Origin of the sequence: Streptococcus cristatus, assembly GCF_001588905.1 — a bacterium.
GTDB lineage: Bacteria > Bacillota > Bacilli > Lactobacillales > Streptococcaceae > Streptococcus > Streptococcus cristatus_N.
Map to the genome: position 1 here is coordinate 15,540 of NZ_LAWH01000013.1, position 26,044 is coordinate 41,583.

Sequence of the window (26,044 nt, forward strand, 5' to 3'; positions counted from 1 at the left end):
CGAGAGAAAGTTCTTTTGAAATTTAAAGGAAACGATAAATGAAGAAATACATTTTTATGCGTATTTTACGCTCAATTGTGTCGATTTTCTTGGTAACGACCTTGACCTATACCATTATTTATACAATGGTTCCGAGAAGATTGATTTTCAAACAAGACCCGAACTACAATAAGATAGCCACAACCGAAGATAAAAAGACAAACTATGAAAATACAGTCTATGAGCGGATGGGGTATATTGACTATTATGATACAAAAGAGTTGCAGGAAAAAGCCAAGAAGGAAAATAAATCTGTAACTACTGAGGCAACCGATGAGAATAAAAAGATCTACGAAGCCTATGTTGAAAAACTTGGCAAAGGTTGGAAATTGTATCAATTCAAAGAAAGCAAAGAATTCTATGCTGTTCGTGAAGTTCCAGTTTACGAGCGTGTACTTGAGTTCTATGCTAATTTGATTCAGATTGATCATCCAAATGCGATTCAAGATGAGGAAAATCCAAATCTTAAGCGCTACATCCGTATTGAAAATGACCCAGCCATTGGTTGGTCAGTCGTAGGTTCTGGTACTCGTCATAAATATCTTCTATATTTTAATGGTCAATTCCCATTTGTTCACCAAAACTTTGTTAGTTTGAACCTAGGAAATTCTTACCCTACTTATGCGAATACGCCTGTATTGCAAGTTATTTCCCAAGGACAAGGTCAAACAAAATCATCAGAAGTTCAATTCCCAACAGGTAAGAAAACTTCTGCTGTAGATATTTACTCTCGTACCTACAAGACTCCGAGTAAGGCAGACTCTCAAGATATTGCTAAATATGGCAAGGGAGATGCTTACACTGCAACCAAGAATAACTATCAAAACCCATCGATGATTGTCAGCTCATCTATTATTGGTCTGATTGGTGTGGCGCTTTCTTATTTGATTGCTGTTCCGCTTGGTTCTTATATGGCTCGCTTGAAGAATACTTGGTTTGATAGTATTTCAACAGGTGCCTTGACCTTCATGATGTCACTGCCAACCATCGCTCTTGTTTATATTGTTCGTTTGGCTGGTTCAGCTATTGGACTTCCAGATTCCTTCCCAATTTTGGGAGCGGGCGACTGGCGTTCCTATGTTCTGCCATCCTTGATTCTTGGACTTCTGAGCGCACCTGTGACAGCGGTCTGGATTCGTCGTTATATGATTGACTTACAATCTCAAGACTTTGTTCGCTTTGCTCGTGCCAAAGGTCTTTCTGAGAAAGAAATTTCGAACAAGCACATTTTCAAGAATGCTATGGTGCCGTTGGTGTCTAGTATTCCAGCTTCTATCGTTGGTGTTATTGCAGGTGCGACCCTGACAGAAACTGTCTTTGCCTTTCCTGGTATGGGTAAAATGCTGATTGATTCCGTTAAGGCATCAAATAACTCAATGGTGGTTGGTCTTGTATTCATTTTCACCTGTCTTTCAATTTTTGCCCTCTTAGTTGGTGATATCTTGATGACAATGCTTGACCCACGTATTAAATTAACATCTAAAGGAGGTAAATAATGGCTACAATTGATAAAAGTAAATTCCAATTTGTCAAACGTGACGATTTTGCCTCTGAAACGATTGATGCTCCGGCTTATTCATACTGGCGCTCTGTTATGCGTCAGTTCTTGAAAAAGAAATCAACGACGATCATGTTAGGAATTCTGGTTGCCATCGTTTTGATGAGTTTCATTTATCCAATGTTCTCGAATTTCGATTTCAATGATGTCAGCAAGGTAAATGACTTTAGTATGCGTTATATCAAACCAAATGCTGAACACTGGTTTGGTACAGATAGTAATGGTAAATCTTTGTTTGACGGTGTTTGGTTTGGTGCGCGGAATTCTATTCTGATTTCCATTATTGCAACACTCATTAACCTGATTATCGGAATTATTATTGGTGCTATCTGGGGAATTTCCAAAGCGGTTGACCGTGTCATGATGGAAGTCTACAATGTTATTTCAAATATTCCAGCACTCTTGATTGTCATTGTCTTGACTTACTCTATCGGTGCTGGTTTCTGGAACTTAATCTTTGCCATGACTATCACTGGCTGGGTAGGGATTGCTTATACGATCCGTATTCAAATTATGCGTTATCGTGATTTGGAGTATAACTTGGCATCGCGTACCTTGGGAACTCCGACATATAAGATTGTGACCAAGAATATCATGCCCCAGTTGGTATCTGTTATCGTGACGACAACTTCTCAAATGCTTCCAAACTTTATCTCTTACGAGGCCTTCCTTTCCTTCTTTGGGCTTGGTCTTCCTGTGACAGTACCAAGTTTGGGACGCTTGATTTCTGACTATTCACAAAACGTAACTACCAACGCTTACCTTTTCTGGATTCCATTGACAACCTTGATCTTGGTATCCCTGTCCTTCTTCGTAGTTGGTCAAAACTTAGCCGATGCAAGTGATCCACGGACACATAGATAGGAGTAAATATGACAAAAAATAAAAATGTAATATTGACTGCTCGCGATATTGTCGTGGAATTTGACGTTCGTGACAGAGTATTGACCGCCATTCGCGGTGTTTCCCTTGATTTAGTTGAAGGGGAAGTTCTAGCTTTGGTTGGAGAGTCTGGCTCTGGTAAATCTGTTTTGACAAAAACATTTACTGGAATGTTGGAAGAAAACGGCCGTGTAGCCCAAGGAACGATTGATTATCGGGGAACTGATTTGACCGCTCTAAAGAGCAACAAGGATTGGGAACCAATCCGCGGGGCTAAAATTGCAACCATTTTCCAAGATCCTATGACTAGTTTGGATCCGATCAATACCATCGGAAGTCAAATTACCGAAGTAATCGTCAAACACCAAGGAAAAACAAGCAAAGAAGCCAAAGAAATGGCAATCGACTACATGACCAAAGTCGGAATTCCTGACGCTGAGAAGCGTTTTGAAGAATATCCATTTCAATATTCAGGCGGGATGCGTCAACGGATTGTTATCGCGATCGCCTTGGCTTGCCGTCCAGACATTCTAATCTGTGATGAGCCTACAACGGCTCTTGATGTGACGATTCAGGCGCAGATTATTGACTTGCTCAAATCATTGCAGGCAGAATACCATTTTACGACTGTCTTTATCACCCACGACCTTGGTGTTGTAGCAAGTATTGCTGATAAAGTGGCGGTTATGTATGCTGGTGAGATCGTTGAATATGGAACGGTTGAAGAAATCTTCTACGATCCAAAGCATCCATACACATGGAGCTTGTTGTCTAGCTTGCCGCAGTTAGCTGAAGCAAATGGTGAACTTTACTCGATTCCAGGTACACCACCATCATTATACACTACCATTAAAGGGGATGCTTTTGCGCTTCGTTCGGACTATGCAATGGCTATCGATTTCGAAGAAAAAGCTCCTGCCTTTCAGGTTTCTGATACGCACTGGGCTAAGACCTGGCTTTTGCACGAAGATGCACCAAGGGTTGAGAAGCCAGCTATTATCGAAAACCTTCATGATAAAATTCGTTCAAAAATGGGCTTCAATCACTTAGAAGCTTAGGAGGAAGGAAATGACTGAAAAATTAGTTGAAATTAAAGATTTAGAAATTTCCTTCGGCGAAGGAAGTAAGAAATTTGTAGCTGTAAAAAATGCTAATTTCTTTATCAATAAAGGAGAAACTTTTTCCCTAGTAGGTGAATCTGGTTCTGGTAAGACAACCATCGGCCGTGCTATTATCGGCTTGAATGATACCAGTGCAGGCGACATCTTATACGAAGGTAAAAAGATCAACGGGAAGCAATCGAAAGCTGATGAAGCTGAATTGATTCGTAAGATTCAAATGATTTTCCAAGATCCAGCTGCCAGCTTGAATGAGCGTGCTACGGTTGACTATATCATTTCAGAAGGTCTTTATAACTACCATCTTTTTGAAAATGAAGAAGACCGTCAAGAAAAAGTTAAGAATATCATTCGTGAAGTTGGTCTTTTAGCTGAGCATTTGACACGCTATCCTCACGAGTTTTCTGGTGGTCAACGTCAGCGGATTGGGATTGCTCGTGCCTTAGTCATGGAGCCAGATTTCGTCATTGCGGATGAGCCAATCTCTGCCTTGGACGTATCTGTTCGTGCGCAAGTCTTGAACCTTTTGAAAAAATTCCAAAAAGAACTTGGCTTGACCTATCTCTTTATCGCCCACGACCTATCTGTAGTTCGCTTTATTTCAGATCGAATTGCTGTTATCTATAAAGGGGTTATCGTCGAGGTGGCAGAGACAGAAGAGTTGTTTAACAACCCTATCCACCCTTATACGCAGTCCCTTTTGTCTGCTGTGCCGATTCCAGACCCAATTTTGGAGCGCAAAAAGGTCTTAAAGGTTTACGATCCAGAGCAGCATGACTACTCAGTGGATCAACCTAGCATGGTTGAGATCCGTCCTGGTCACTATGTCTGGGCTAACCAGGCAGAAGCTGACCGCTATAAAAAAGAATATAAATAAAAAAGAAGCTGTAGAAACATGGAATGGAATGTTTCTCGGCTTTTTTATTGCTATTTCAGCAAATTTATGGAAACATACGCAATCGCTTGCACACTAAAATTTTACCTTATTCTATATATTATTCCACTAAATATAGGAAAAAGTCCCAAAATAATTTTTATAAAAGCCTTTACAAAATTAAAAATAGTGGTATAATAGTATTATTCAATGCAAACGATTTCATCAAGGGGTGGTTTGTGAAAATATAAGGAGGTCTGGATGATGAAAGATTCATTCAAAAACATTTTTAGCTTTGAATTTTGGCAAAAATTCGGTAAAGCTTTGATGGTGGTTATTGCGGTTATGCCCGCAGCAGGTTTGATGATCAGTATTGGTAAGTCAATTCCGATGATCAACCCTGAACTAGGTTTTCTAGTGACTACTGGTGGCGTTTTAGAACAAATTGGTTGGGGGATTATCGGAAACCTGCATATCCTCTTTGCTCTCGCTATTGGAGGTAGCTGGGCGAAAGAACGTGCTGGCGGTGCCTTTGCGGCAGGTTTATCCTTCATTTTGATTAACCGTATCACTGGGGTTATGTTTGGTGTATCAAGCGATATGCTGAAAGATTCTAAAGCAGTGGTTAGCACTCTCTTAGGAGGAAGCATCAAGGTTTCTGATTACTTTATCAGTGTCCTTGAGTCTCCTGCTTTGAATATGGGGGTTTTCGTCGGAATTATCGCTGGTTTTGTCGGAGCAACAGCTTATAACAAATACTACAACTTCCGTAAATTGCCAGATGCTTTGTCATTCTTCAATGGTAAGCGTTTTGTACCGTTCGTTGTTATCTTGCGTTCAGTAATCGTAGCAATTGTTTTGTCATTTGTATGGCCAGTTGTTCAAACAGGTATCAACAACTTTGGTATTTGGATTGCTAACTCACAAGATACTGCTCCAATCTTGGCACCGTTCTTGTACGGTACTTTGGAACGTCTCTTGCTTCCATTCGGTTTGCACCACATGTTGACTATCCCAATGAACTACACACAACTTGGTGGTACTTATGAAGTATTGACTGGTGCTGCTAAAGGTACTCAAGTATTTGGTCAAGATCCACTCTGGTTGGCTTGGGTAAATGACTTGGTTGGTACTAAGACAGCTGATCCTACTAAGTACCAATATTTGCTTGACACATTCCATCCAGCCCGCTTCAAAGTTGGACAAATGATCGGTTCATTTGGTATCCTTATGGGTGTTGCCGCAGCTATTTACCGCAATGTTGATGCTGACAAGAAACATCAATACAAAGGTATGATGATTGCAACTGCTTTGGCAACCTTCTTGACAGGGGTTACTGAACCAATCGAATACATGTTCATGTTCGTGGCAACTCCACTTTACTTGATTTACTCATTTGTACAAGGTGCTGCCTTTGCTATGGCTGACATTGTTAATCTTCGTGTGCACTCATTCGGGTCTATCGAATTCTTGACTCGTACTCCAATGGCTATCAATGCTGGTTTGGGTATGGATATCATTAACTTTATCTGGGTAACAGTTCTCTTTGCAGTAATCATGTACTTCATTGCGAACTTCATGATTCAAAAATTCAATTATGCAACTCCAGGACGTAACGGTAACTATGAAACAGCTGAAGGTTCAGAAGCTGCTTCATCAGAACAAGGTGGTGCAAAAGTAGCTGCTTCTTCTCAAGCAGTGAATGTCATTAACTTGCTAGGTGGCCGTGCTAATATCGTTGATGTTGATGCATGTATGACTCGTCTCCGTGTGACTGTTAAGGACGCAACAAAAGTTGGTTCTGAAGAAGAATGGAAAGCTGAAGGCGCTATGGGCTTGGTTATGAAAGGTCAAGGCGTTCAGGCAATCTACGGACCAAAAGCTGACGTTCTTAAATCTGATATCCAAGACTTGTTGGATTCAGGAGAAGTGATTCCTGAAACTTTACCAAGCCAAAAAGCTGAGTCTGCAGCTGCAGCAGTTAGCTACAAGGGTGTGACAGAAGCAATCGAAACAGTTGCTGATGGTGAAGTTGTTAAGTTGGAAGATGTGAAAGATCCAGTTTTCTCACAAAAAATGATGGGTGACGGATTTGCAGTTGAACCAGCAAATGGCAAAATCTACTCTCCAGTAGCTGGTAAAGTGACAAGCGTCTTCCCTACAAAACATGCTCTTGGTCTCTTGACTGAAGCTGGTCTTGAAGTGCTTGTTCATATCGGTTTGGATACTGTTAGCCTTGAAGGCAAACCATTTGAAGTACATGTAGCAGAAGGACAAACAGTCGCTGCAGGTGATCTTTTGGTAACAGCAGATTTGGCGGCTATTAAAGAAGCAGGTCGTGAAACAACCACTATCGTTGTCTTCACAAATGCTCCAGCAATCAAATCAGTAGCAGTTGAGAAATTCGGTAAAGTCGCTCCTAAGACAGTAGTGGCTAAAGTAGAATTGTAAGATAGAAAAGAGAAATCATGGCAAAATTCCTGACTTTAAATACTCATAGTTGGATGGAAGAAGAGCAAGAAAGTAAGCTAAATCAGTTAGCTGAGCGGATTCTCCAAGAAAAATATGATGTCATTTGCCTGCAGGAAGTCAATCAATTAGTGGAGTCTGAACAGGTTGTTCAGGCTCCATTTTATTATGCGGTAGATGGCGCCATTCCGATTCACCAGGACCACTATGCTCTGCGTCTGGTTGAGAAACTAGCTGAGGCAGGTCTGGACTATTACTGGTCTTGGGCTTATAATCATATTGGGTTTGATATTTACAATGAAGGGGTCGCAATTCTGTCTAGAAAACCTCTGAAGGCAAGAGAACTCTTGGTGTCTGATGTCAATGATCCAAGTGACTATCATACGCGTAAAGTCTTGCTGGCAGAAACAGAGCTCGATGGTCAGCCTATCACAGTTGCTTCTTGTCACTTATCTTGGTGGGATAAAGGCTTCCAAGAAGAGTGGGCCAAGTTTGAATCTGAGCTTTTGCAAGTTGAGACTCCTCTTGTCCTCATGGGAGATTTTAACAATCCCGTTGATTACGAGGGTTACCAGCACATTCTTCAAAGCCCGCTTGCTCTCCAGGACAGCCATAAGGTGGCTGTCCAAACGATTGGTACAGCGACGGTTGAAGGCGATATTGCTGGCTGGGCAGGAAACAAAGATGCCCTAAAAATTGATTATATTTTTACAAGTAAAGATTTCAATATTGAAAGATCTGCTGTTGTTTTTGATGGTCAACGTGGTCCAGTCGTTAGTGACCATTTTGGCTTGGAAGCACAAGTCCATTTCTAAGCTTGTCTGAACAATAGAAATAAACTAAAAATCGTTTTAAATGTTTGTTTTGCTTAAACAGCATTTGAAGCGATTTTTTGCTTTTTAGAGAAAAAGTGCAAAGAAGTCTAGAGCCTAGAAGTTCTGCTGCTAAAGATAGGATAATCTTTCCATTTCATGCCTCAGACGGAGGTTTTTTTGCTTAATTTTGATACAATAGAGATGTAAGGAAGGGAAAAGGTATGTGGAAAGTTCAATTATTCATCTTTGTTGAGGCGATTCTATTATCAATGGCACTGGTTACCATGCTGGCTGCCGATTTTTCTCGTGTTGTTCTCATCATGCTACTCTTTCTCTTGTTTTTATATTATTATTTCGGCAAGCAGAGAGGCAATTCGCTATTAGTCGCGACCATGATTGTCTTCTTTTTCATTGTCATGCTCAATCCTTACGTTATAGCCGCTGTGCTCTTTGCCTTAATTTACGGCATGATCGTAGCCTATCCTTATCTGTACAAGGAAAATCAAGAGACCCATCTTTTCTTTGAAGATGCGACCGAAGTTCGGGCTGAAAAAAATCGTTGGTTGGGAGATTTACAGCATTTCACAAAGGATGACTGCCAGTTTCATGATATCAATCTCTTAAGAATGATGGGTAAGGACACCATTCACTTGGAGGATGTCATTGTGGTCAATCATGATAATGTCATCGTGATTCGTAAGGGCTTTGGGGATACCAAGATCGTCATTCCTTTGGATGTGGAAATTCAGCTTCAGATCAATACCCTATACGGAGACTTGAATTTTTTAAATCATCCGCCACGCAAGCTACGCAATGAAACGATTTCGTTGACAACGCCTGACTATAAGCGAGCCAGCAAAACAGTAAAAATTGTCTTGGTCAGCTTTTTAGGAAATGTGGAGGTTGTTAGAAAGTGAAAAAAACAAGTTATTTGCTTATTTTTCTCTATACCTTCTTTGTTTTAGGGATTATCTTTCATTACATTTTTAATCTTTTTAATTTAGAATGGCAAAAGCTTCTGAATAATCTGGAACTGCTCCAGTCCTTTGCCTTTTTTGTTCTGGTTCTGGGCTTAGCGCTGACTATCCTCTTGGCCGCTGCTGCGCGCTTCCTTCAGCACCTGTCTCTTTCTCAAGTTCAAAAGAATTTAAAAGCTATTTTAGAAGGCAGGGGTATACAAGAAACCGGCCAGGCAGAATTGGACGATTCTCTCATCCGATTAAAAGAAAAGTTGGATAGTTTAACCGAAAATTTGCAGAAATCAGAGAATCAAGCTTTACAATCTGAAGAGAAGATTATCGAAAAAGAACGCAGGCGGATTGCTCGCGACTTGCATGATACGGTCAGTCAGGAGCTATTTGCTGCTAATATGATCCTCTCAGGTGTCGCTGGAAATGTGGAGCGTCTGGATAAAGACAATCTCCAACAACAGTTAAAGGGAATCGCAGACATTCTAGATACGGCACAAAAAGACTTGCGGATATTGCTCTTACATTTACGGCCGACAGAATTGGAAAATCGGACCTTGGTAGAGGGCATGAATGTCTTAATCAAAGAATTGACAGATAAGTCGGACTTGACTGTCCAGTTTAAGCATGAGGTGGTTGGCCTGCCCAAGCAGATAGAGGAGCATATTTTTAGGATTATCCAAGAAATCATCAATAATACCTTGCGCCATGCTCAGGCCAGTCGTCTGGACATCTATCTCTATCAGACGCCAAATAGGCTCAAACTCAAGGTTTCTGATGACGGAATCGGTTTTGATCCGGCTAGCTTGACTGACATGAGTTATGGTTTGAAAAATATTGAAGATCGAGTGCATGATATGGCTGGCACCTTGAAGATTCTAACGGCTCCCAAAAAAGGAGTTTCTATCGAAATCAGTGTTCCATTGTTAGAGGGGGAAAAGGATGAGAATATTACTAGTGGATGACCATCAAATGGTCAGGTTGGGCTTAAAAAGCTTTTTTGAATTACAGGACGATATTGAAGAAGTGACAGAGGCTACCAATGGTAGAGAAGGTGTCGAAAAGGCTCTGGAAAGCCGTCCTGATGTGATTATGATGGATATTGTTATGCCAGAGATGAGTGGCATTGATGCTACTTTGGCTATCTTGAAAGAATGGCCAGAGGCAAAAATTTTGATTTTAACGTCCTATCTGGATAATGAAAAAATCTATCCTGTCTTGGATGCGGGTGCCCGTGGTTATATGCTGAAAACTTCTAGTGCGGATGAAATTCTCCATGCCGTCAGAAAGGTTGCAGAGGGTGAATTTGCCATTGAAACAGAAGTCAGTAAGAAGGTCGAATACCATCGGAATCATATAGAGCTTCACGAGGATTTGACAGCGCGGGAGCGGGATATTTTGGGGCTTTTAGCCAAAGGCTATGAAAACCAGCGGATTGCTGATGAGCTCTTTATTTCCTTGAAAACGGTCAAGACGCATGTGTCCAATATTTTGTCTAAGCTGGAAGTGAGCGATCGAACCCAAGCAGTCGTCTACGCTTTTCAGCATCATCTTGTTCCGCAAGACGATTTTTAATGATATAATAGAAAAGATTAAATTGAAAGAGGAAGATATGAAGGCAAAATTAAAATATAAGGCGAAAAAAATTAAGATTGTTTTCTTTGATATCGATGATACCTTGCGTGTCAAGGAAACAGGCTTCATCCCAGAATCGATCAAAGTTGTATTTAAGCAACTGAGAGAAAAGGGAATTCTGACAGGAATTGCTTCTGGTCGCGGCATTTTTGGAGTTGTTCCAGAAATTCGTGACTTGGATCCTGATTTTTTTGTTACCTTGAATGGGGCTTATGTTGAAAATCGAAAAGGCGAAGTTATTGCAAAAACGGTCATTCCGCAAGAATGCGTGGAATCCTATATTTCTTGGACCAAGGAAGTGGGCATTGAGTACGGTTTGGTAGGCAGTCACGAAGCGGCTTTGTCTGTTCGCAATCCTATGATTTCGTCAGCAATTGATATCATTTATCCAGATCTAGCTGTCAATCCTGATTTTTACCAAGATCATGAAATCTATCAAATGTGGACTTTTGAGGATATAGGTGACAGTTTGCAGTTGCCAGAAGATTTGGCCAAGTCTCTACGTATGGTACGTTGGCATGAGCATTCATCGGATGTCGTACCGAAAGAAGGTTCAAAGGCAGCTGGCGTTGCTAAGGTCGTAGAGCACCTAGGCTTCAAACCAGAAAATGTTTTAGTTTTTGGCGACGGACTCAATGATTTAGAATTATTTGACTATGCAGGGCTCAGTATTGCTATGGGAGTTTCCCATGAGGAATTGCAGAAAAAGGCTGATTTTGTCACAAAAACGGTCGAAGAAGACGGGATCTTTGACGCCTTGGAGCAATTGGGCATGGTAGAGAAAGAATTGACCTTCCCACAGCTCCATCTTGACGAGGTTCAAGGCCCAGTTGCAAAGATCAAGACAAACTATGGTGAATTGAAGATTCAACTCTTCCCAGAGCAAGCACCCAAAACAGTTGCCAACTTTATCGCCTTATCAAAGGATGGCTACTATGACGGAGTAATCTTCCACCGAGTTATCAAAGATTTTATGATTCAAGGTGGCGATCCGACAGGTACTGGTATGGGCGGAGAGTCTATCTACGGCGAACGCTTTGAAGATGAGTTTTCACCAGAACTTTATAACATTCGTGGGGCTCTTTCCATGGCGAATGCTGGACCGAATACCAATGGCAGTCAGTTCTTTATTGTCCAAAATAGCAGTCTTCCTTATTCAACCAAGGAATTGACTCGGGGAGGATGGCCGAAGCCAATCGCTGAAGTTTATGCTAGCAAGGGCGGGACACCGCATTTGGACCGTCGACATACTGTGTTTGGTCAACTGGTGGATGAGGCATCTTATGAAGTTTTGGATAAAATTGCAGCGGTTGAAACAGCTTCAATGGATAAACCACTTGAGGATGTTGTCATTGAGACGATTGAGGTTATAGACTAATGAAAATCGGAGATAAGTTAAAGGGCAAAATTACAGGGATTCAGCCCTACGGTGCCTTTGTCGAACTAGAAAGCGGTCTGATCGGCCTCATTCATATTTCTGAGATTCGGACGGGCTATATTGACAATATTCACGATATTTTAAAAATTGGGGATCAGGTCCTCGTGCAGGTGGTGGATTATGATGAGTTTTCTGGTAAGGCCAGCCTGTCAATGCGAACTTTAGAGGAAGAAAAACATCGTTTACCGAGACGGCATCGCTTTTCAAACGATCGTTGCAAAATTGGATTTGCGCCCTTAGGTAAGCAATTGTCAATCTGGATAAGGGAAGCCAAAGCTTTTCTGAAAGAACAAAAAGAGTAAAAAATTCCTACCCAAACGGGTAGGAATTTTGTTAACTATTTTCACGATTAAGCGTCAAATTCGTAGAGAGCGGTAGATAGGTAACGTTCACCATTATCAGGTGCTAGGGCAAGGACTTTCTTGCCAGCTCCTAGTTTTTTAGCGACTTCAATGGCTGCAAAAATAGCCGCAGCAGATGAAATTCCGACTAGGAAACCTTCCTGACCACCAATATGGCGTCCTAACTCTAGCGCTTGATCAGAAGTCACGCGGACAATACCATCATAGGCTGCTGTATCCAAGGTCTCTGGAATGAAGCCAGCTGAAAGTCCTTGGATTTTGTGAGGACCTGGTTTCTCACCAGAAAGGATAGCAGATTCGTCTGCTTCAACCGCATAGATTTGGACATTTGGATTCGCTTTTTTAAGAGCATGAGAGACACCAGAGATAGTCCCCCCAGTTCCGACACCGCCTACAAAGGCATCCAGCCCAGTTTCACCGAAAGCAGCGATAACTTCTGCTCCTGTTGTTCGTTCGTGAACTTCTGGATTGGCTGGATTGTTAAACTGCAGAGGCAACCAGCCTTTGCGTTCTTTCGCGATTTCTTCTGCCTTGGCAATAGCCCCTTTCATTCCTTCGCTACCTAGAGTCAAAACTAGCTCTGCTCCATAGGCTTGAATAATCTTGCGGCGCTCCACACTCATGGTTTCTGGCATTACAATGACAACCTTGTAGCCTTTAGCAGCCCCAACCCATGAAAGACCAATACCAGTATTTCCGCTGGTTGCTTCCACAATAGTATCGCCAGGCTTGATAAGGCCATCGCGTTCAGCGGCCTCAATCATACTGAGAGCAATCCGGTCTTTGACAGAAGAGCCAGGGTTGAAGGCTTCTAACTTGACATAAACCTCAGCAGCTCCTTCTGGAACAATATTATTAAGTTTAACAATTGGCGTTCTTCCAACTAATTCTGTGATATTTTGATAAATGTTTGCCATTTTTCCTACCTCAATACTTTAATGAGACTAGTATAAGCTGAAAGTGGCACTTTGTAAAATATAAAAAAGCTATGGCCACGATAAAAATTCTTTATCACTAGGCCTAGCTGTTAAGATTATTCAACTGTTAAAGGAATTTCAACCTCGCGCAAACCTTGATCGTCAATTTGGATTTTTCCATTGAAAAATTCAACTAATTTCTGCTCTAGCGGTTCTTTATCTTGTTTGTCAATATAGATGGTTGTAGCCACTAGATCCGTAAACTCTGTATCAAATTCGATCAGATCTTCAGCTTTTAAAAAGTTATCAAAGTTTTGGTACTGGCTGTAAGACATTTTAAGGCGCAAGCCGGCCTGTTCCTTGATTTCGATCAGACCAATTTCTTTGATTGCCAAAGCGACGCTGCCAGCATAAGCTCGGATGAGCCCACCAGCTCCTAGCTTAATCCCGCCAAAATAGCGCGTGACTACAAAGCAGACATTGGTCAGTTGGTGATTTTCCATAACACCGAGCATGGGAACGCCCGCGGTGCCGCTGGGTTCGCCGTCGTCACTGGTTCGTTTGATTTCACTTTTCTCTCCGACAATAAAAGCAGAGCAATTATGAGTGGCTTTGTAGTGCTCTTTTTTGATGGCAGCAATAAAATCCCGAGCTTCCTCTTCTGAGTAAACGCGCTTGGCGTGGCAAATGAAACGAGATTTTTTAATTTCTTCCTGGGCTTGGCCGTCTTGTCTAATTGTTCTATATTCCATAGTTTTATTGTACACAAAAAAATAGATTTTTCCAAAAGTTTTACGAATAAAAAAGTATGTTAGAAAGAAAAGATTGCCTAGGTAGGATATTTACAAAAGATCAGCTCAGTCCCGAACTGCGTATGCAGGCTCAGCAGCTACCCAGTATGCGAGAGGAAAGGAGAAAGTTGTTTTGCGGCCGCTGTGGCTCTCAAGTAGACAAGGAGAACTACCAGCTACCTGTCAATGCCTACTATTGTAGGGAATGCGTGATTTTGGGGCGAGTTCGGAGTGATCAAGAACTCTACTATTTTCCGCAGGAAGATTTTCCAGAAAATCAGGTACTCAAGTGGCAGGGACAATTAACAGCCTTTCAAGCGAAAGTTTCTCAGGGACTGTTAGAGTCAGTTACTCAAAAACAGAATAGCCTAGTCCATGCAGTGACTGGGGCGGGCAAAACGGAAATGATTTATCAGGTGATTGCAGAAGTGATTGATCGTGGAGGTGCCGTTTGCCTAGCCAGCCCTCGGATTGATGTCTGTTTGGAGCTTTATCGCCGGCTCAAGCTGGATTTTGCCTGCCCTGTTTCGCTTTTGCATGGGGAATCCGAGCCGTATTTTCGCAGTCCCTTGGTCATTGCTACTACCCATCAGCTTCTTAAATTTTATCGAGCCTTTGATTTGTTGATCGTGGACGAGGTAGATGCTTTTCCTTATGTGGACAATCCTGTGCTCTACCATGCCGTAGAGCAGTCAGTCAAGGAGGAGGGAACGACGATTTTCTTAACTGCCACTTCGACGGATGAGCTGGATAAAAAAGTCCAAAAAGGAGAATTAAAACGGCTCAGCCTTTCTCGTCGCTTCCATGGAAATCCTTTGATTGTGCCCCAAAAAGTTTGGCTGGCAGATTTCCAAAAGTATCTAGCGAAAAAGAAATTGCCGCCTAAACTGAAAAAGTATATCGAGAGACAGAGAAAAACGGGCTTTCCATTGCTGATCTTTGCCTCGGAAATTAAAAGAGGCCAAGAATTTGCGCAAGTTTTGAAGGAGATCTTTCCAACGGAAAGAGTCGGTTTTGTGGCTTCAACAACTGAAAATCGTTTAGAAATCGTTGAAGAGTTTCGCAAGCGAGAAATTACTATTTTAGTTACGACGACCATCTTAGAGCGTGGCGTGACCTTTCCCTGTGTGGATGTCTTTGTTCTGGAGGCCAACCATCGTCTCTTTAGCCGTAGCGCCTTGGTGCAGATTTCTGGTCGGGTAGGACGTAGTATGGAGAGGCCGACGGGAGATTTATTCTTCTTTCACGACGGCACTACACGTTCAATCGAAAAGGCGATTCGTGAAATCAAACTGATGAACAAGGAGGCTGACCTATGAGAAATTGCCTGTTATGTAGCCAAGAAGTCGAAGAAAATAGGACTTTTTCTTCCCTGATTTTATTACAAAAAGAACAAAATACAATTTGTAAACATTGTCGAGCAGGATTTGAAGCGATTTCCTCAATCCATTGCCCACGCTGCTGGAAGGAGGGAGAGACGGAAGTCTGCTCGGATTGTCAAAAATGGGAAGCGCAAGGCTACTTGGTGCAGCATCAGGCTTGCTTTCTTTATAATGATTTGATGAAGGATTTCTTCAGCAAATACAAGTTTCAAGGGGATTATCTTCTAAGATTTGTTTTTGCAGAAGTTCTCAAAAAAAGCCTCAGAAACTTCAAAAAATATACTCTGGTTCCTATTCCAGTCAGCCCTGAAAAATACCAAAGTCGAGGTTTTAATCAGGTGGAAGGCTTCTTGCAAGCAGCTGGCTTGCCTTATAAACAGTTGCTGGAAAAGCAGGATGCGCTTGCCCAATCCAGTAAAAATCGCGAAGAACGTTTAAACAGTCAGCAATGTTTCACATTAGTAAAAGATATTTGTCTGCCAGATAAAATTTTATTGATAGATGATGTATATACGACTGGAAAAACCTTGCAATTAGCTCGAGAATTATTGCTGGAAGCAGGTGTGAAAGAAGTTTTGACATTTTCACTCGCAAGATAAGAAAATATTTGCAAAAAAGGAATGAAAGCGTTATAATGATATTGTAAATAAAACATTTATGTTTAGAAAGAAGGTACTTATATGCTTAAATATAGTATCCGTGGTGAAAACCTAGAAGTAACTGATGCTCTCCGTGACTACGTAGTTTCTAAACTTGAGAAGATTGAGAAGTATTTCCAAGCAGAGCAAGAACTTGATGCACGGGTAAATTTGAAAGTGTACCGGGAGAAGACGGCGAAAGTCGAAGTAACGATTCCCCTTGGTTCTATTACCCTTCGGGCAGAAGATGTTTCGCAAGATATGTACGGGTCTATCGACCTAGTTATCGATAAAATTGAACGTCAGATTCGTAAGAATAAGACAAAGATTGAAAAGAAAAACCGGAACAAGGTTGCAACTAGCCAGTTGTTCACTGATGCTTTAGTAGAAGAAGCTGATGCAGCATCTTCCAAAGTAGTACGTTCTAAGCATATTGATTTGAAACCAATGGATCTAGATGAAGCTATTTTGCAAATGGATTTGTTGGGACATGACTTCTTCATCTACACAGATGTTGAAGATAGTACAACGAATGTTATCTATCGTCGTGAAGATGGAGATATCGGTTTGTTAGAAGTAAAATAATGTAGCAAAGCCGTCCAAATGGATGGCTTTTTGTTGTAGGAAAAGCTCTCGCTCATTCTACTTCAAAGAATGTTTGCAAATAAAGAAATTCTATTTTATTTTTATAGCTGTCCTATGGTATAATAAAGGGATAAATGTTAGGTGGTAGGTATGGCTAAATTAATTCCTGGTAAAATTCGAACGGAAGGAATTGCCCTCTGTGACAGCAAAAAAGTCGAAATTCTTGACGTCAAAGATTCCTTTTTATACACGCGCGTGGATCAGTACAATCTACGCTATAGTCTAGATGATGATGCAGTTTTCTGCTCCTGTGATTTTTTTCAAAAGAAGAAGTACTGTGCCCATCTGGCTGCCTTGGAATATTTTTTGAAAAATGATTCGGTGGGTAAAGATCTGCTGGCGAAGATGACAGACAAAGAGTCTTCTAGTCAGGAAGCCCAGAAATTGGTTTCTTTTGGTAGCCTTTTTTTGGATAAGATTTTGCTAGATAAATCCAATCAGCAAATCCGTTATGAGCTATCAGCGACTGGACAGGAAGATACTTACACAGGACAATTTTTATGGAGTCTGCGGATTAGCCGGTTGCCGGATGAGCGCTCTTATGTAGTGCGTGATATTTTGTCCTTTTTGAGAACCTTGAATAAGGGTGGGCATTATCAAATCGGTAAGAACTACTATGAGCCTATTCGAATGGAGAATTTTGATGAAGCTAGTCAAGACCTACTAGAATTTTTACGAGGCTTGGTGACGGATTATAAGGGGCAGGACTCTTCGTTGGTCTTTCCCAATGCTGGACGGCATCTTTATTTTCCAGCCAGTCTTTTTGAGGAAGGTGTGACTCGCTTGATGAATCTCGCTTCATTTCGTTTAGAATATAGCTTTTATGATTATGCTGAGGTATTTTTCCAAGACTTGCATGAAGAAGCGGGAATTTATCAGTTCGAAGTACAAGAGCGGGAAAACTATTTTGAACTGCTGATATCAGAAAAGAATTATAAGCTGCTCTATGGAGGTCAATTTCTTTTTCATAATCAGACCTTCTATCAGCTGACGACTGAGCAGACCAAGTTAATCAAGGCATTACAGGAATTGCCGATTGAGCAAGAGCGTGTCAAGCGCCTGCAGTTTGATGTGTCTGAGCAGTCCAAACTGGCAGTGAGTCTGCTTGAGTTTAAAAAAATTGGCCGTGTGACAGCACCTGAGCGACTGTTCATTCATGATTTCACCGTGGATTTCAATTTTTATTTGGGGGCTGACAAGCAAGTATTGCTGGATCTTGTCTTTGATTATGGTAGTCAGACTGTCACCAGTCGTGAAGAGCTGAGAAAGCTACCTTTTGCCAGTAATTTTGAGCGAGAACAGCAAGTTTTTAAAGCAATGCTGGAGGCAGGTTTTGCAGATGATTTTATCAGTCAGCGTCCGCCTTTACGACCCGAAGAAATTTACCGTTTCTTCTCCGTCTTGATTCCACGCTTTAGAGCATTGGGCAATGTCTACTTGTCAGATGAGCTACAGAGTCTATCACAAACAGCTCCTCCAAAGGTTTCCATCAGTATGAATGGTGGGCTCTTGGATATTGGCTTTGATTTTACTGGTATTGATCAGTCTGAAGTGGATGATGTTCTAGATTCGCTGATGAGTCAAAAGGATTACTTTATCAGCAAGACGGGTCAGGTTCTGATTTTTGATGAGAATAGTAAGCGAATCAGCCAGACCTTGCAACAATTGCGAAGCAAACATTCTAAAAATGGGGTTATCCAAACGCATAGCCTGGCTGCCTATCAACTCTCTGAATTGTTCAAAGATCAGGAAAGGGTTGACTTGTCGGAGGATTTTCGCCAGCTGGCTTATGATTTGACCCACCCTGAGGATTTTCCTCTGCCTAAGCTGAAAGTTCAGGCAGAGCTTCGAGATTATCAAGAAACGGGTGTGAAATGGCTATCCATGCTGAATAAATATGGATTCGGCGGTATTCTAGCCGATGATATGGGCTTGGGAAAGACCCTTCAGACTATTTCTTTCTTGGCTGCTCATTTGTCTAAGTCTAAGAAAGTTTTGATTTTGGCGCCGTCGAGTCTAATTTACAACTGGAGCGATGAGTTTGCCAAATTTGCTCCAGACCTAGATGTCGCTGTTGTGTATGGACTGAAAAATGTTCGAGATGCTGTGATTGCAGAAGACCATCAGATTACCATTACCAGTTATGCTTCCTTCAGACAAGATGTTGAAGAGTATAAAGGACTTCATTTTGACTATTTGGTATTGGACGAAGCACAGGTCATGAAGAATGACCAGAGCAAGATTGCTCAATATCTGAGGGCTTTTGAGGTAGAGCGGACTTATGCCTTGTCTGGCACGCCGATTGAAAATCATCTCGGCGAGCTTTGGTCTATTTTCCAGATTGTCCTTCCGGGCTTATTACCGAGCAAGAAAGCTTTTTTGAAGATGCCGGCAGAAACAGTTGCCCGCTATATCAAACCCTTTGTCATGAGGCGTAAGAAAGAAGAAGTCTTGCAAGAACTTCCTGATTTGATTGAGGTTTCTTACCGTAACGAACTTGCAGATAGTCAAAAGACGATTTATCTAGCACTGCTCAAGCAAATGCAGGAGCGAATTCTCCATGCAACGGAGGAAGAAATCAATCGCAGCAAAATTGAAATCTTGTCTGGACTTATGCGACTCCGTCAAATTTGTGATACTCCCAAGCTTTTTATGGATGATTACGATGGGGAAAGCGGCAAGCTGGAAAGTTTGCGTGAGCTGTTAGAGCAGATCCAAGACGGCGATCATCGTGTTCTGATATTTTCACAATTCCGTGGCATGCTGGATATTATCGAGCAAGAACTGAACCAGATGGGAATGGAGTCCTTCAAAATCACAGGCTCAACTCCAGCAAAAGAACGTCAGGAGATGACCAAAGCCTTTAATCGAGGAGAAAGATCAGCCTTTCTGATTTCTCTTAAAGCTGGTGGTGTGGGTCTCAATCTAACTGGTGCAAATACTGTTATTTTAGTGGATCTTTGGTGGAATCCCGCAGTAGAAGCTCAAGCTATTGGTCGGGCTCATCGCATCGGGCAGGAACGGAATGTAAAAGTTTATCGTATGATTACACGGGGAACTATAGAAGAAAAAATTCAGGAATTACAGGACACTAAACGAAATCTGGTTTCAACAATTCTGGATGGCGCTGAGTCTCGCTCCAGTCTTTCGATGGAAGAAATTCGAGAAATTCTTGGAATTTCATCTGAATCGCTTGAAAAATAGTTTGAATAGTTTATAATAATGAAGAGTTGAAAGGACATGCTATGACAAATACTAAATTTCCTATAATTGCTGATGATGAAATCATGTTGACAGAAATGCCACACATGAATTTGTACGATGAGTTGGATCTGATTAGCAACATTAAAGGGGACTACCAGGACCGTAATTATTTAGAATGGATGCCGATTGCTAAGCCAGAAAATCCTGCTGCTCCTAGTCAAACTGTGAGTAAAGCTAGAAAGAAGCAAGCTCCAGTTACGGACTTTAAAAAGCCGATTGATAAGAAGGATCCAGCTATTCGCTATGCTGAGCAAGCACGAGAGGAAGCTCGGGCTGATCTGAGGAAAAAACGTTCGGCTGCTTATTTGACGAGCAAGCTCCCAAATAAGGTTCGTAGTCGGAAGGTGGCACCTCCTTTTGAGGGAAATCCAGTTAAACCAACAGCCCCTTTCCAAAAGGAAAATCCAGGTGAGTTAACGAAGTTCAGTGATAAGCTAAAGCAAGATAGCTACATATTAGCAGATGTTCAGTCTCAACCTCTCATAGAAGTACCAACGAATCCAGAAAAAAAGAAAAAGAATAACTACGATTTTCTCAAAACCAGCCAAGTCTATAACAAGGGCAAGAAGCGAGAAAAACACAATAAGCATAAAAAAGCACAGGAATTGGACATCACCAAGTTGAGTTCAGATGCCCAAGGGCAATAAGGCTTCAGTTATTTAAGATTTAAGGAGTAATCATGACGAAAACCTATCATTTTATCGGAATTAAGGGCTCAGGTATGAGCGCTTTGGCTTTGATGTTGCATCAGATGGGCCATAAGGTTCAAGGAAGCGATGTTGATAAATATTATTTCACTCAGCGTGGTCTGGAACAGGCTGGGATTCCCATTTTGCCTTTCGATGAGAAAAATCTCCAGTCAGATTTTGAAATTATTGCCGGTAATGCCTTCCGTCCAGATAACAATGTGGAAATTGCCTATGCAGATGCCAATGGTATTAGCTACAAGCGCTACCATGAATTTTTGGGTAGCTTTATGCGTGACTTTGTCAGCTTAGGTGTGGCTGGTGCTCACGGGAAAACTTCGACAACGGGTATTCTTTCTCATGTTCTGTCTAATATCACAGATACTAGCTATCTGATTGGGGATGGTACAGGTCGCGGTTCTGCTAATGCCAAGTATTTTGTCTTTGAATCAGACGAGTACGAGCGTCATTTTATGCCTTATCATCCAGAATATTCGATCATCACCAATATTGACTTCGATCATCCGGATTATTTCACAAGCTTGGAAGATGTCTTTAATGCTTTCAATGATTACGCCAAGCAGATTACCAAAGGTCTCTTCGTTTATGGAGAAGATGAGCAACTGCGCCGCATTACTTCAAATGCGCCGATTTACTACTATGGTTTTAAGGAAGAAGGCAACGACTTTGTTGCTCACGACCTTTTGCGTTCTACTAGTGGTTCAGGATTTAAAGTTTCTTTCCGTGGGCAAGATCTGGGTGAGTTCCAGATTCCAAGCTTTGGCCGTCACAACATTATGAATGCGACAGCGGTCATCGGTCTCCTCTACATTGCAGGTATTGACTTGAATCTAGTAAGGGAACATCTCAAGACCTTTAGTGGAGTCAAGCGCCGCTTTACAGAAAAGATTGTCAACGACACAGTCATTATTGATGACTTTGCCCATCATCCAACGGAAATTATCGCGACTCTGGATGCAGCTCGTCAGAAGTATCCAAGCAAGGAAATTGTGGCCATCTTCCAGCCGCACACCTTCACTCGGACCATTGCTCTCTTGGACGAATTTGCGGAAGCCCTCAATCAAGCAGACTCAGTCTACCTAGCTCAGATTTACGGATCTGCGCGTGAGGTGGACAAAGGCGATGTTAAGGTAGAAGATCTGGCTGAAAAGATTGTGAAGCGTGCCAAGGTTATTGATGTGGACAATGTCTCTCCACTTCTTGACCACGATAATGCCGTTTATGTCTTTATGGGAGCTGGTGACATCCAGACCTATGAATATTCCTTTGAACGTCTCCTTTCCAATCTGACCAGCAACGTTCAGTAGGAGGAGGCTTGATGGAAGCACCGATTCGAATCAGACAGGTTGACTTGAGCGACTGGGAGGAAATTCTTGCAATTGAGCAGCTGAATTTTCCAGCAGCGGAAGCGGCCAGTGCAGAAGTTCTCAAAGAGCGGATTGAACGCATCTCGGATACTTTTTTGCTGGCAGAGCTGCATGGTCAGCTTGCAGGCTATATTGTTGGACCAGCTGTTCAGGCGCGATATTTGACAGATGACCTCTTTAGCAAGGTGGGTGTTAATCCTTCAGAAGGTGGCTTCATTGCCGTCCAAAGTCTGTCCGTCCATCCTGATTTTCAGAGGCAGGGAGTCGGAACCTTGTTGCTTGCAGCTCTCAAGGAGACAGCTGTTCAGCAAAATCGACAGGGCATTAGCCTTACCTGCCATGATGAGCTGATACCTTATTATGAGATGAGTGGCTTTGTCCACGAAGGGATTTCTGACTCAACTCACGGTGGGACTATCTGGTCAAATATGGTATGGGAAAATCCTGATTTTAAGGAGAAGTGATGATTATCCGTCAAGCTCAAATGGCTGACTTAGATGCCATTTATGCCATCGAATTGGAAAATTTTAGTCCAGAAGAGGCTATTAGTCGTGAAATACTGGCGAAACACATTGAAAAGATTTCCTCAACTTTTTTGGTCGCAGAAAAAAATGGCAAGATTTTGGGCTATTTAGAAGGTCCTGTCCGACCAGAACGCTATTTAAAAGATATCTCCTTTACAGAGGACGTTGAAGATTATAGCTATCTGGCTGGCGGATTTATCTCTGTGACTAGTCTATCTATTTCTAAAGAAGCACAGGGTTTAGGTGTAGGAAAAGCCTTGTTGGACACTATGAAGGAAATTGCGATTGCTGATGAACGCCACGGTATTAATCTCACTTGTCATGATTATTTGATAGCCTATTATGAGAAGCATGGCTTCGTCAATGAAGGACCTTCGTCCTCAACTTATGCAGATGAAGTATGGTTTGATATGGTTTGGGAAAATCCCCAGATATAACTTTCATAAATAATATAGTTTTAAAAGTCGGATATGATTGCATTTATCTGACTTTTAAGATATAATGTTAGGGATTATGAAGAAGGAGATCAGGTTTTTGACTGAAAATTCACAGGATAACGAAAAGACGCTGAGTTTTAAAGAGAAGATTTTGAATGAGTTGGCAGCAGCCAATGGTACCCAAAATCACTCAGTTCAGGAAGAAGCGCAGCCTCTTTTAGGTAAAGAAATGGAATTGGCGGAGAGCTTGGAATCTCTCGTTTCTGCTGTTGAAAAATCTCATGAGGTTCTAGAAAAGGATACTTCAGTGGAGGAAGAACCTAGTAAGATCAAAGTAGAAGAGCCAATGGGACAAAGCGAGCCTACTGTTCATACTCAGGCAGATGTGCTAGAAAATATAGTTCGTAATTCTACGATTTCGGAAGTTCCATCAAATGTTGATGGACCAGGACAAGCTGATGTTGCTAAGAAGGAAAATATAGAGTCTGGAGAGGTTCAAACTTCTGTGGCTCATTCGGAAGCTTATCAAGAAAAGGTGGCGCCTGTTGCAGATGAGATAAAAGAAACAGTGTTACCTGATTCAAACACTACAGATGAAAGAGAAGCTAAAAAAGACTTTTCTACTGCAGAACCAACGCTAAGCCGTAGAGATGTTGCTCATGGAAAGAAACGTTCACGTGCAGCTCGTACCAATAGTAGTAAAAAGAAAAAACGTAAAAACGGCCTAGCCAATCGAATCGTGATGACAGTCTTGGTACTTTTCCTATTGGGCCTTGGTATTACTGGTTTTGTGGGATACAATTATGTTTCCTCTGCGCTGAAACCAGTAGATGCCAAATCGACAGAATATGTGACGGTGGAGATTCCTGCCGGTTCTAGTACCAAACAAATCGGAGAGATTTTAGAAAAGAAAGGCCTGATTAAGAACGCTCAAGTCTTTAATCTTTATTCAAAAATCAGAAGTTATGGTAATTTCCAATCTGGTTACTATAATCTTCAAAAGAGTATGGACTTAGACACGATTGCTAAGCAATTACAAGAAGGTGGAACAGATACACCACAGCCTCCAGTTCTTGGCAAGATAACAATTCCTGAGGGATACACTTTGGAGCAAATCGCCGAAGCAACTACTGTCAATGCTGCAAAAACTGCGAACAAGAATACTAAAACACCATTCAGTAAGGAAGATTTTCTAAATAAAGCTCAAGATGAAGATTTTATTGTAAAAATGACAGCTAAATATCCGCAGCTTCTAGCTACTTTGCCGAGCAAGGATAGTGGTGTTAAATATCGTCTTGAAGGTTATCTTTTCCCGGCTACTTATGATTATGGAAAAGAAACCACGGTTGAAGAACTGATTGACCAAATGTTGGCTGCTATGAATACCAATCTATCGCAGTATTACTCAACAATTGAGTCTAAGAATCTGACGGTCAATGATGTTTTAACCCTCGCCTCTTTAGTTGAAAAAGAGGGATCAACTGATCAGGATCGCAAAGATATTGCGAGCGTCTTTTATAATCGTTTGAACCAAGCTATGCCACTTCAGAGCAATATCGCGCTTCTTTATGCTCAAGGAAAACTTGGTCAAAAGACAACTCTTAAGGAAGATGCTGAAATTGATACAAATCTTGACTCGCCTTATAATGTGTACAAGAAGCAAGGTTTGATGCCTGGTCCAGTAGATAGTCCAAGCCTGTCTGCTATCGAAGCTACTATTAATCCAAGTAAGACAGAGTACTTGTATTTTGTAGCAAATGTGGAAACAGGGGCTGTATATTTTGCAAATACTTACGAAGAACACGCTAAGAATGTGGAAGAACACGTTAATAGCAAATTAAACCAATCAGGTGAAAGTTCTAACTAAATTATGTGGTTTTCCACATAATTTTGTTTTATCAAAAAATAGAAAGAAAAGAGAAAATAAAGTAATGGCTGAAAAAACTTATCCTATGACCCTTGTAGAAAAGGAAAAATTAGAACAAGAATTAGAAGAATTGAAATTGGTTCGACGTCCAGAAGTAGTAGAACGCATTAAAATTGCTCGTTCTTACGGAGATTTATCAGAAAATAGTGAATATGAAGCAGCAAAGGACGAGCAGGCTTTCGTTGAAGGACAAATTTCAAGTCTGGAGACTAAAATTCGCTATGCTGTGATTGTTGATAGCGATTCAGTTGCTAAAGATGAAGTTGCCATCGGTAAAACAGTTACTATCCAAGAAGTCGGTGAGACTGAAGAAGAAGTATACATTATCGTTGGTTCAGCTGGTGCGGATGCCTTTGCGGGAAAAGTTTCAAATGAAAGTCCGATTGGTCAAGCATTGATTGGTAAGAAGACTGGTGATATTGCAACAGTAGAAACACCAGTTGGCAGTTATGACGTCAAAATCCTAAAAGTTGAAAAAACAGTCTAAGAAAGGTCGAGCACGCTCGGCTTTTTCTTTATCAATTTATGCTATAATATAGAACAAACAAAGGAGATTGTATACTGATGGTTTTATCAAAAAAACGAGCACGCCATGTCATCGAGGAGATCATTGCCCTATTTCCTGATGCCAAACCGAGTTTAGATTTTAGAAATCATTTTGAGCTACTCGTGGCAGTCATGTTATCAGCTCAAACGACAGATGCTGCAGTCAATAAAGCTACCCCAAATCTATTTTTAGTTTATCCTACTCCAGAAGCTATGGCAGCAGCATCCGAGGCAGATATTGCCAAGCACATTTCGCGTTTAGGACTTTATCGAAATAAGGCCAAGTTTCTGAAAAAATGTGCCCAGCAACTCTTGAGCGACTTTAATGGACAGGTGCCTCAGACTCGGGAAGAATTAGAAAGTTTAGCTGGGGTGGGGCGTAAGACAGCTAACGTGGTCATGAGTGTAGGGTTTGGTATTCCAGCTTTTGCCGTTGATACACATGTTGAACGCATTTGTAAACACCACGATATTGTCAAAAAGTCAGCAACTCCTTTAGAAGTTGAAAAACGTGTTATGGATGTTCTCCCGCCTGAACGCTGGCTAGCTGCGCATCAGGCTATGATCTACTTTGGTCGGGCTATTTGCCATCCCAAAAATCCAGAGTGTGATCACTATCCTCAACTTTACAATTTTGATCATGTTTAAGTTAGTGTCTTTGAATACTAAATTTCACTAGGCGATGAGCGGTTTAAGGGACGTAAAAGACTGTTGCGAGAGTTAGAGGAATATTTAATAGAC

General features: G+C 41.5%; 24 protein-coding genes. 22 read left to right on the forward strand and 2 right to left on the reverse strand.

Annotation, left to right across the window (positions count from 1 at the left end; genetic code table 11):
* Nucleotides 1–38 precede the first annotated feature (38 nt).
* The 11 genes from A0765_RS02330 to A0765_RS02380 all read left to right on the forward strand — a co-directional run bounded on the left by A0765_RS02330 (nt 39) and on the right by A0765_RS02380 (nt 12,098).
* Nucleotides 39–1,535, forward strand: a complete 1,497-nt coding sequence (locus A0765_RS02330) for an ABC transporter permease (protein WP_062004446.1) — start codon at nt 39–41, stop codon at nt 1,533–1,535.
* Nucleotides 1,535–2,461 carry an oligopeptide ABC transporter permease OppC gene (gene oppC, locus A0765_RS02335; protein ID WP_045500891.1) on the forward strand — a complete coding sequence of 309 codons (927 nt, stop codon included), beginning with the start codon at nt 1,535–1,537 and terminating at the stop codon, nt 2,459–2,461. The genes A0765_RS02330 and oppC overlap by 1 nt, the downstream gene beginning before the upstream one ends.
* An 8-nt stretch (nt 2,462–2,469) precedes the next feature.
* A complete protein-coding gene (locus A0765_RS02340; protein ID WP_062004447.1) occupies nt 2,470–3,537 on the forward strand; it encodes an ABC transporter ATP-binding protein in 1,068 nt (355 codons plus the stop codon).
* 10 nt (nt 3,538–3,547) lie between these two features.
* On the forward strand, nt 3,548–4,474 hold the full coding sequence (locus A0765_RS02345) for an ATP-binding cassette domain-containing protein (RefSeq protein WP_062004448.1): 927 nt from the start codon (nt 3,548–3,550) through the stop codon (nt 4,472–4,474).
* Nucleotides 4,475–4,732: 258 nt separating this feature from the next.
* Entirely contained in the window at nt 4,733–6,922 is a 2,190-nt protein-coding gene (locus A0765_RS02350) for a PTS transporter subunit IIBC (protein WP_062004449.1), read from the forward strand.
* A 17-nt stretch (nt 6,923–6,939) separates the two neighbouring features.
* The gene (locus tag A0765_RS02355) at nt 6,940–7,755 is read left to right on the forward strand and encodes an endonuclease/exonuclease/phosphatase family protein (RefSeq protein WP_062004450.1); all 816 of its coding nucleotides are present in this window, start codon (nt 6,940–6,942) and stop codon (nt 7,753–7,755) included.
* Nucleotides 7,756–7,976: 221 nt separating this feature from the next.
* The gene (gene liaF, locus A0765_RS02360; RefSeq protein WP_062004451.1) at nt 7,977–8,672 is read left to right on the forward strand and encodes a cell wall-active antibiotics response protein LiaF; all 696 of its coding nucleotides are present in this window, start codon (nt 7,977–7,979) and stop codon (nt 8,670–8,672) included.
* Nucleotides 8,669–9,688: an envelope stress sensor histidine kinase LiaS gene (locus A0765_RS02365; RefSeq protein ID WP_062004452.1), complete on the forward strand. Its 1,020-nt coding sequence runs from the start codon at nt 8,669–8,671 to the stop codon at nt 9,686–9,688. The genes liaF and A0765_RS02365 overlap by 4 nt, the downstream gene beginning before the upstream one ends.
* Nucleotides 9,666–10,298, forward strand: coding sequence for a response regulator transcription factor (locus A0765_RS02370; protein ID WP_062004453.1), 633 nt, complete (start codon nt 9,666–9,668; stop codon nt 10,296–10,298). The genes A0765_RS02365 and A0765_RS02370 overlap by 23 nt, the downstream gene beginning before the upstream one ends.
* A gap of 37 nt (nt 10,299–10,335) precedes the next feature.
* A complete protein-coding gene (locus tag A0765_RS02375; protein ID WP_062004454.1) occupies nt 10,336–11,736 on the forward strand; it encodes a bifunctional Cof-type HAD-IIB family hydrolase/peptidylprolyl isomerase in 1,401 nt (466 codons plus the stop codon).
* Nucleotides 11,736–12,098: a S1 RNA-binding domain-containing protein gene (locus tag A0765_RS02380; RefSeq protein ID WP_062004455.1), complete on the forward strand. Its 363-nt coding sequence runs from the start codon at nt 11,736–11,738 to the stop codon at nt 12,096–12,098. The genes A0765_RS02375 and A0765_RS02380 overlap by 1 nt, the downstream gene beginning before the upstream one ends.
* 47 nt (nt 12,099–12,145) lie before the next feature.
* Here A0765_RS02380 and cysK read toward each other — a convergent pair whose 3' ends face one another.
* Nucleotides 12,146–13,075, reverse strand: a complete 930-nt coding sequence (gene cysK / locus A0765_RS02385) for a cysteine synthase A (protein WP_062004456.1) — start codon at nt 13,073–13,075, stop codon at nt 12,146–12,148.
* A gap of 116 nt (nt 13,076–13,191) precedes the next feature.
* Nucleotides 13,192–13,827, reverse strand: a complete 636-nt coding sequence (locus tag A0765_RS02390; RefSeq protein ID WP_062004457.1) for a YigZ family protein — start codon at nt 13,825–13,827, stop codon at nt 13,192–13,194.
* A gap of 56 nt (nt 13,828–13,883) precedes the next feature.
* Between A0765_RS02390 and A0765_RS02395 the strand changes: the two genes are divergently transcribed.
* The 11 genes from A0765_RS02395 to nth all read left to right on the forward strand — a co-directional run bounded on the left by A0765_RS02395 (nt 13,884) and on the right by nth (nt 25,951).
* Entirely contained in the window at nt 13,884–15,185 is a 1,302-nt protein-coding gene (locus tag A0765_RS02395) for an ATP-dependent helicase ComFA (protein WP_062004458.1), read from the forward strand.
* Nucleotides 15,182–15,847 (forward strand): ComF family protein, encoded by a 666-nt coding sequence (locus A0765_RS02400; RefSeq protein ID WP_062004459.1) that lies wholly within the window; start codon nt 15,182–15,184, stop codon nt 15,845–15,847. The genes A0765_RS02395 and A0765_RS02400 overlap by 4 nt, the downstream gene beginning before the upstream one ends.
* A gap of 81 nt (nt 15,848–15,928) precedes the next feature.
* Nucleotides 15,929–16,471, forward strand: a complete 543-nt coding sequence (hpf, locus tag A0765_RS02405) for a ribosome hibernation-promoting factor, HPF/YfiA family (protein WP_045500914.1) — start codon at nt 15,929–15,931, stop codon at nt 16,469–16,471.
* Nucleotides 16,472–16,621: 150 nt separating this feature from the next.
* Nucleotides 16,622–19,735 carry a pilus expression-regulating Snf2 family helicase gene (locus A0765_RS02410; RefSeq protein WP_062004460.1) on the forward strand — a complete coding sequence of 1,038 codons (3,114 nt, stop codon included), beginning with the start codon at nt 16,622–16,624 and terminating at the stop codon, nt 19,733–19,735.
* 41 nt (nt 19,736–19,776) lie between these two features.
* On the forward strand, nt 19,777–20,442 hold the full coding sequence (gene zapJ, locus A0765_RS02415) for a divisome accessory protein ZapJ (RefSeq protein WP_062004461.1): 666 nt from the start codon (nt 19,777–19,779) through the stop codon (nt 20,440–20,442).
* A 32-nt stretch (nt 20,443–20,474) separates the two neighbouring features.
* Nucleotides 20,475–21,809, forward strand: coding sequence for a UDP-N-acetylmuramate--L-alanine ligase (gene murC, locus A0765_RS02420; protein ID WP_062004462.1), 1,335 nt, complete (start codon nt 20,475–20,477; stop codon nt 21,807–21,809).
* Nucleotides 21,810–21,820: 11 nt separating this feature from the next.
* Nucleotides 21,821–22,333, forward strand: coding sequence for a GNAT family N-acetyltransferase (locus A0765_RS02425; RefSeq protein ID WP_062004463.1), 513 nt, complete (start codon nt 21,821–21,823; stop codon nt 22,331–22,333).
* Nucleotides 22,333–22,830, forward strand: a complete 498-nt coding sequence (locus A0765_RS02430) for a GNAT family N-acetyltransferase (protein ID WP_048764553.1) — start codon at nt 22,333–22,335, stop codon at nt 22,828–22,830. The genes A0765_RS02425 and A0765_RS02430 overlap by 1 nt, the downstream gene beginning before the upstream one ends.
* A gap of 97 nt (nt 22,831–22,927) precedes the next feature.
* The gene (gene mltG, locus A0765_RS02435) at nt 22,928–24,697 is read left to right on the forward strand and encodes an endolytic transglycosylase MltG (protein ID WP_062004464.1); all 1,770 of its coding nucleotides are present in this window, start codon (nt 22,928–22,930) and stop codon (nt 24,695–24,697) included.
* A 64-nt stretch (nt 24,698–24,761) separates the two neighbouring features.
* Nucleotides 24,762–25,244: a transcription elongation factor GreA gene (gene greA, locus A0765_RS02440; protein WP_005592281.1), complete on the forward strand. Its 483-nt coding sequence runs from the start codon at nt 24,762–24,764 to the stop codon at nt 25,242–25,244.
* A 77-nt stretch (nt 25,245–25,321) separates the two neighbouring features.
* Nucleotides 25,322–25,951 (forward strand): endonuclease III, encoded by a 630-nt coding sequence (gene nth / locus A0765_RS02445; protein ID WP_062004465.1) that lies wholly within the window; start codon nt 25,322–25,324, stop codon nt 25,949–25,951.
* The last annotated feature ends 93 nt before the right edge of the window (nt 25,952–26,044 follow it).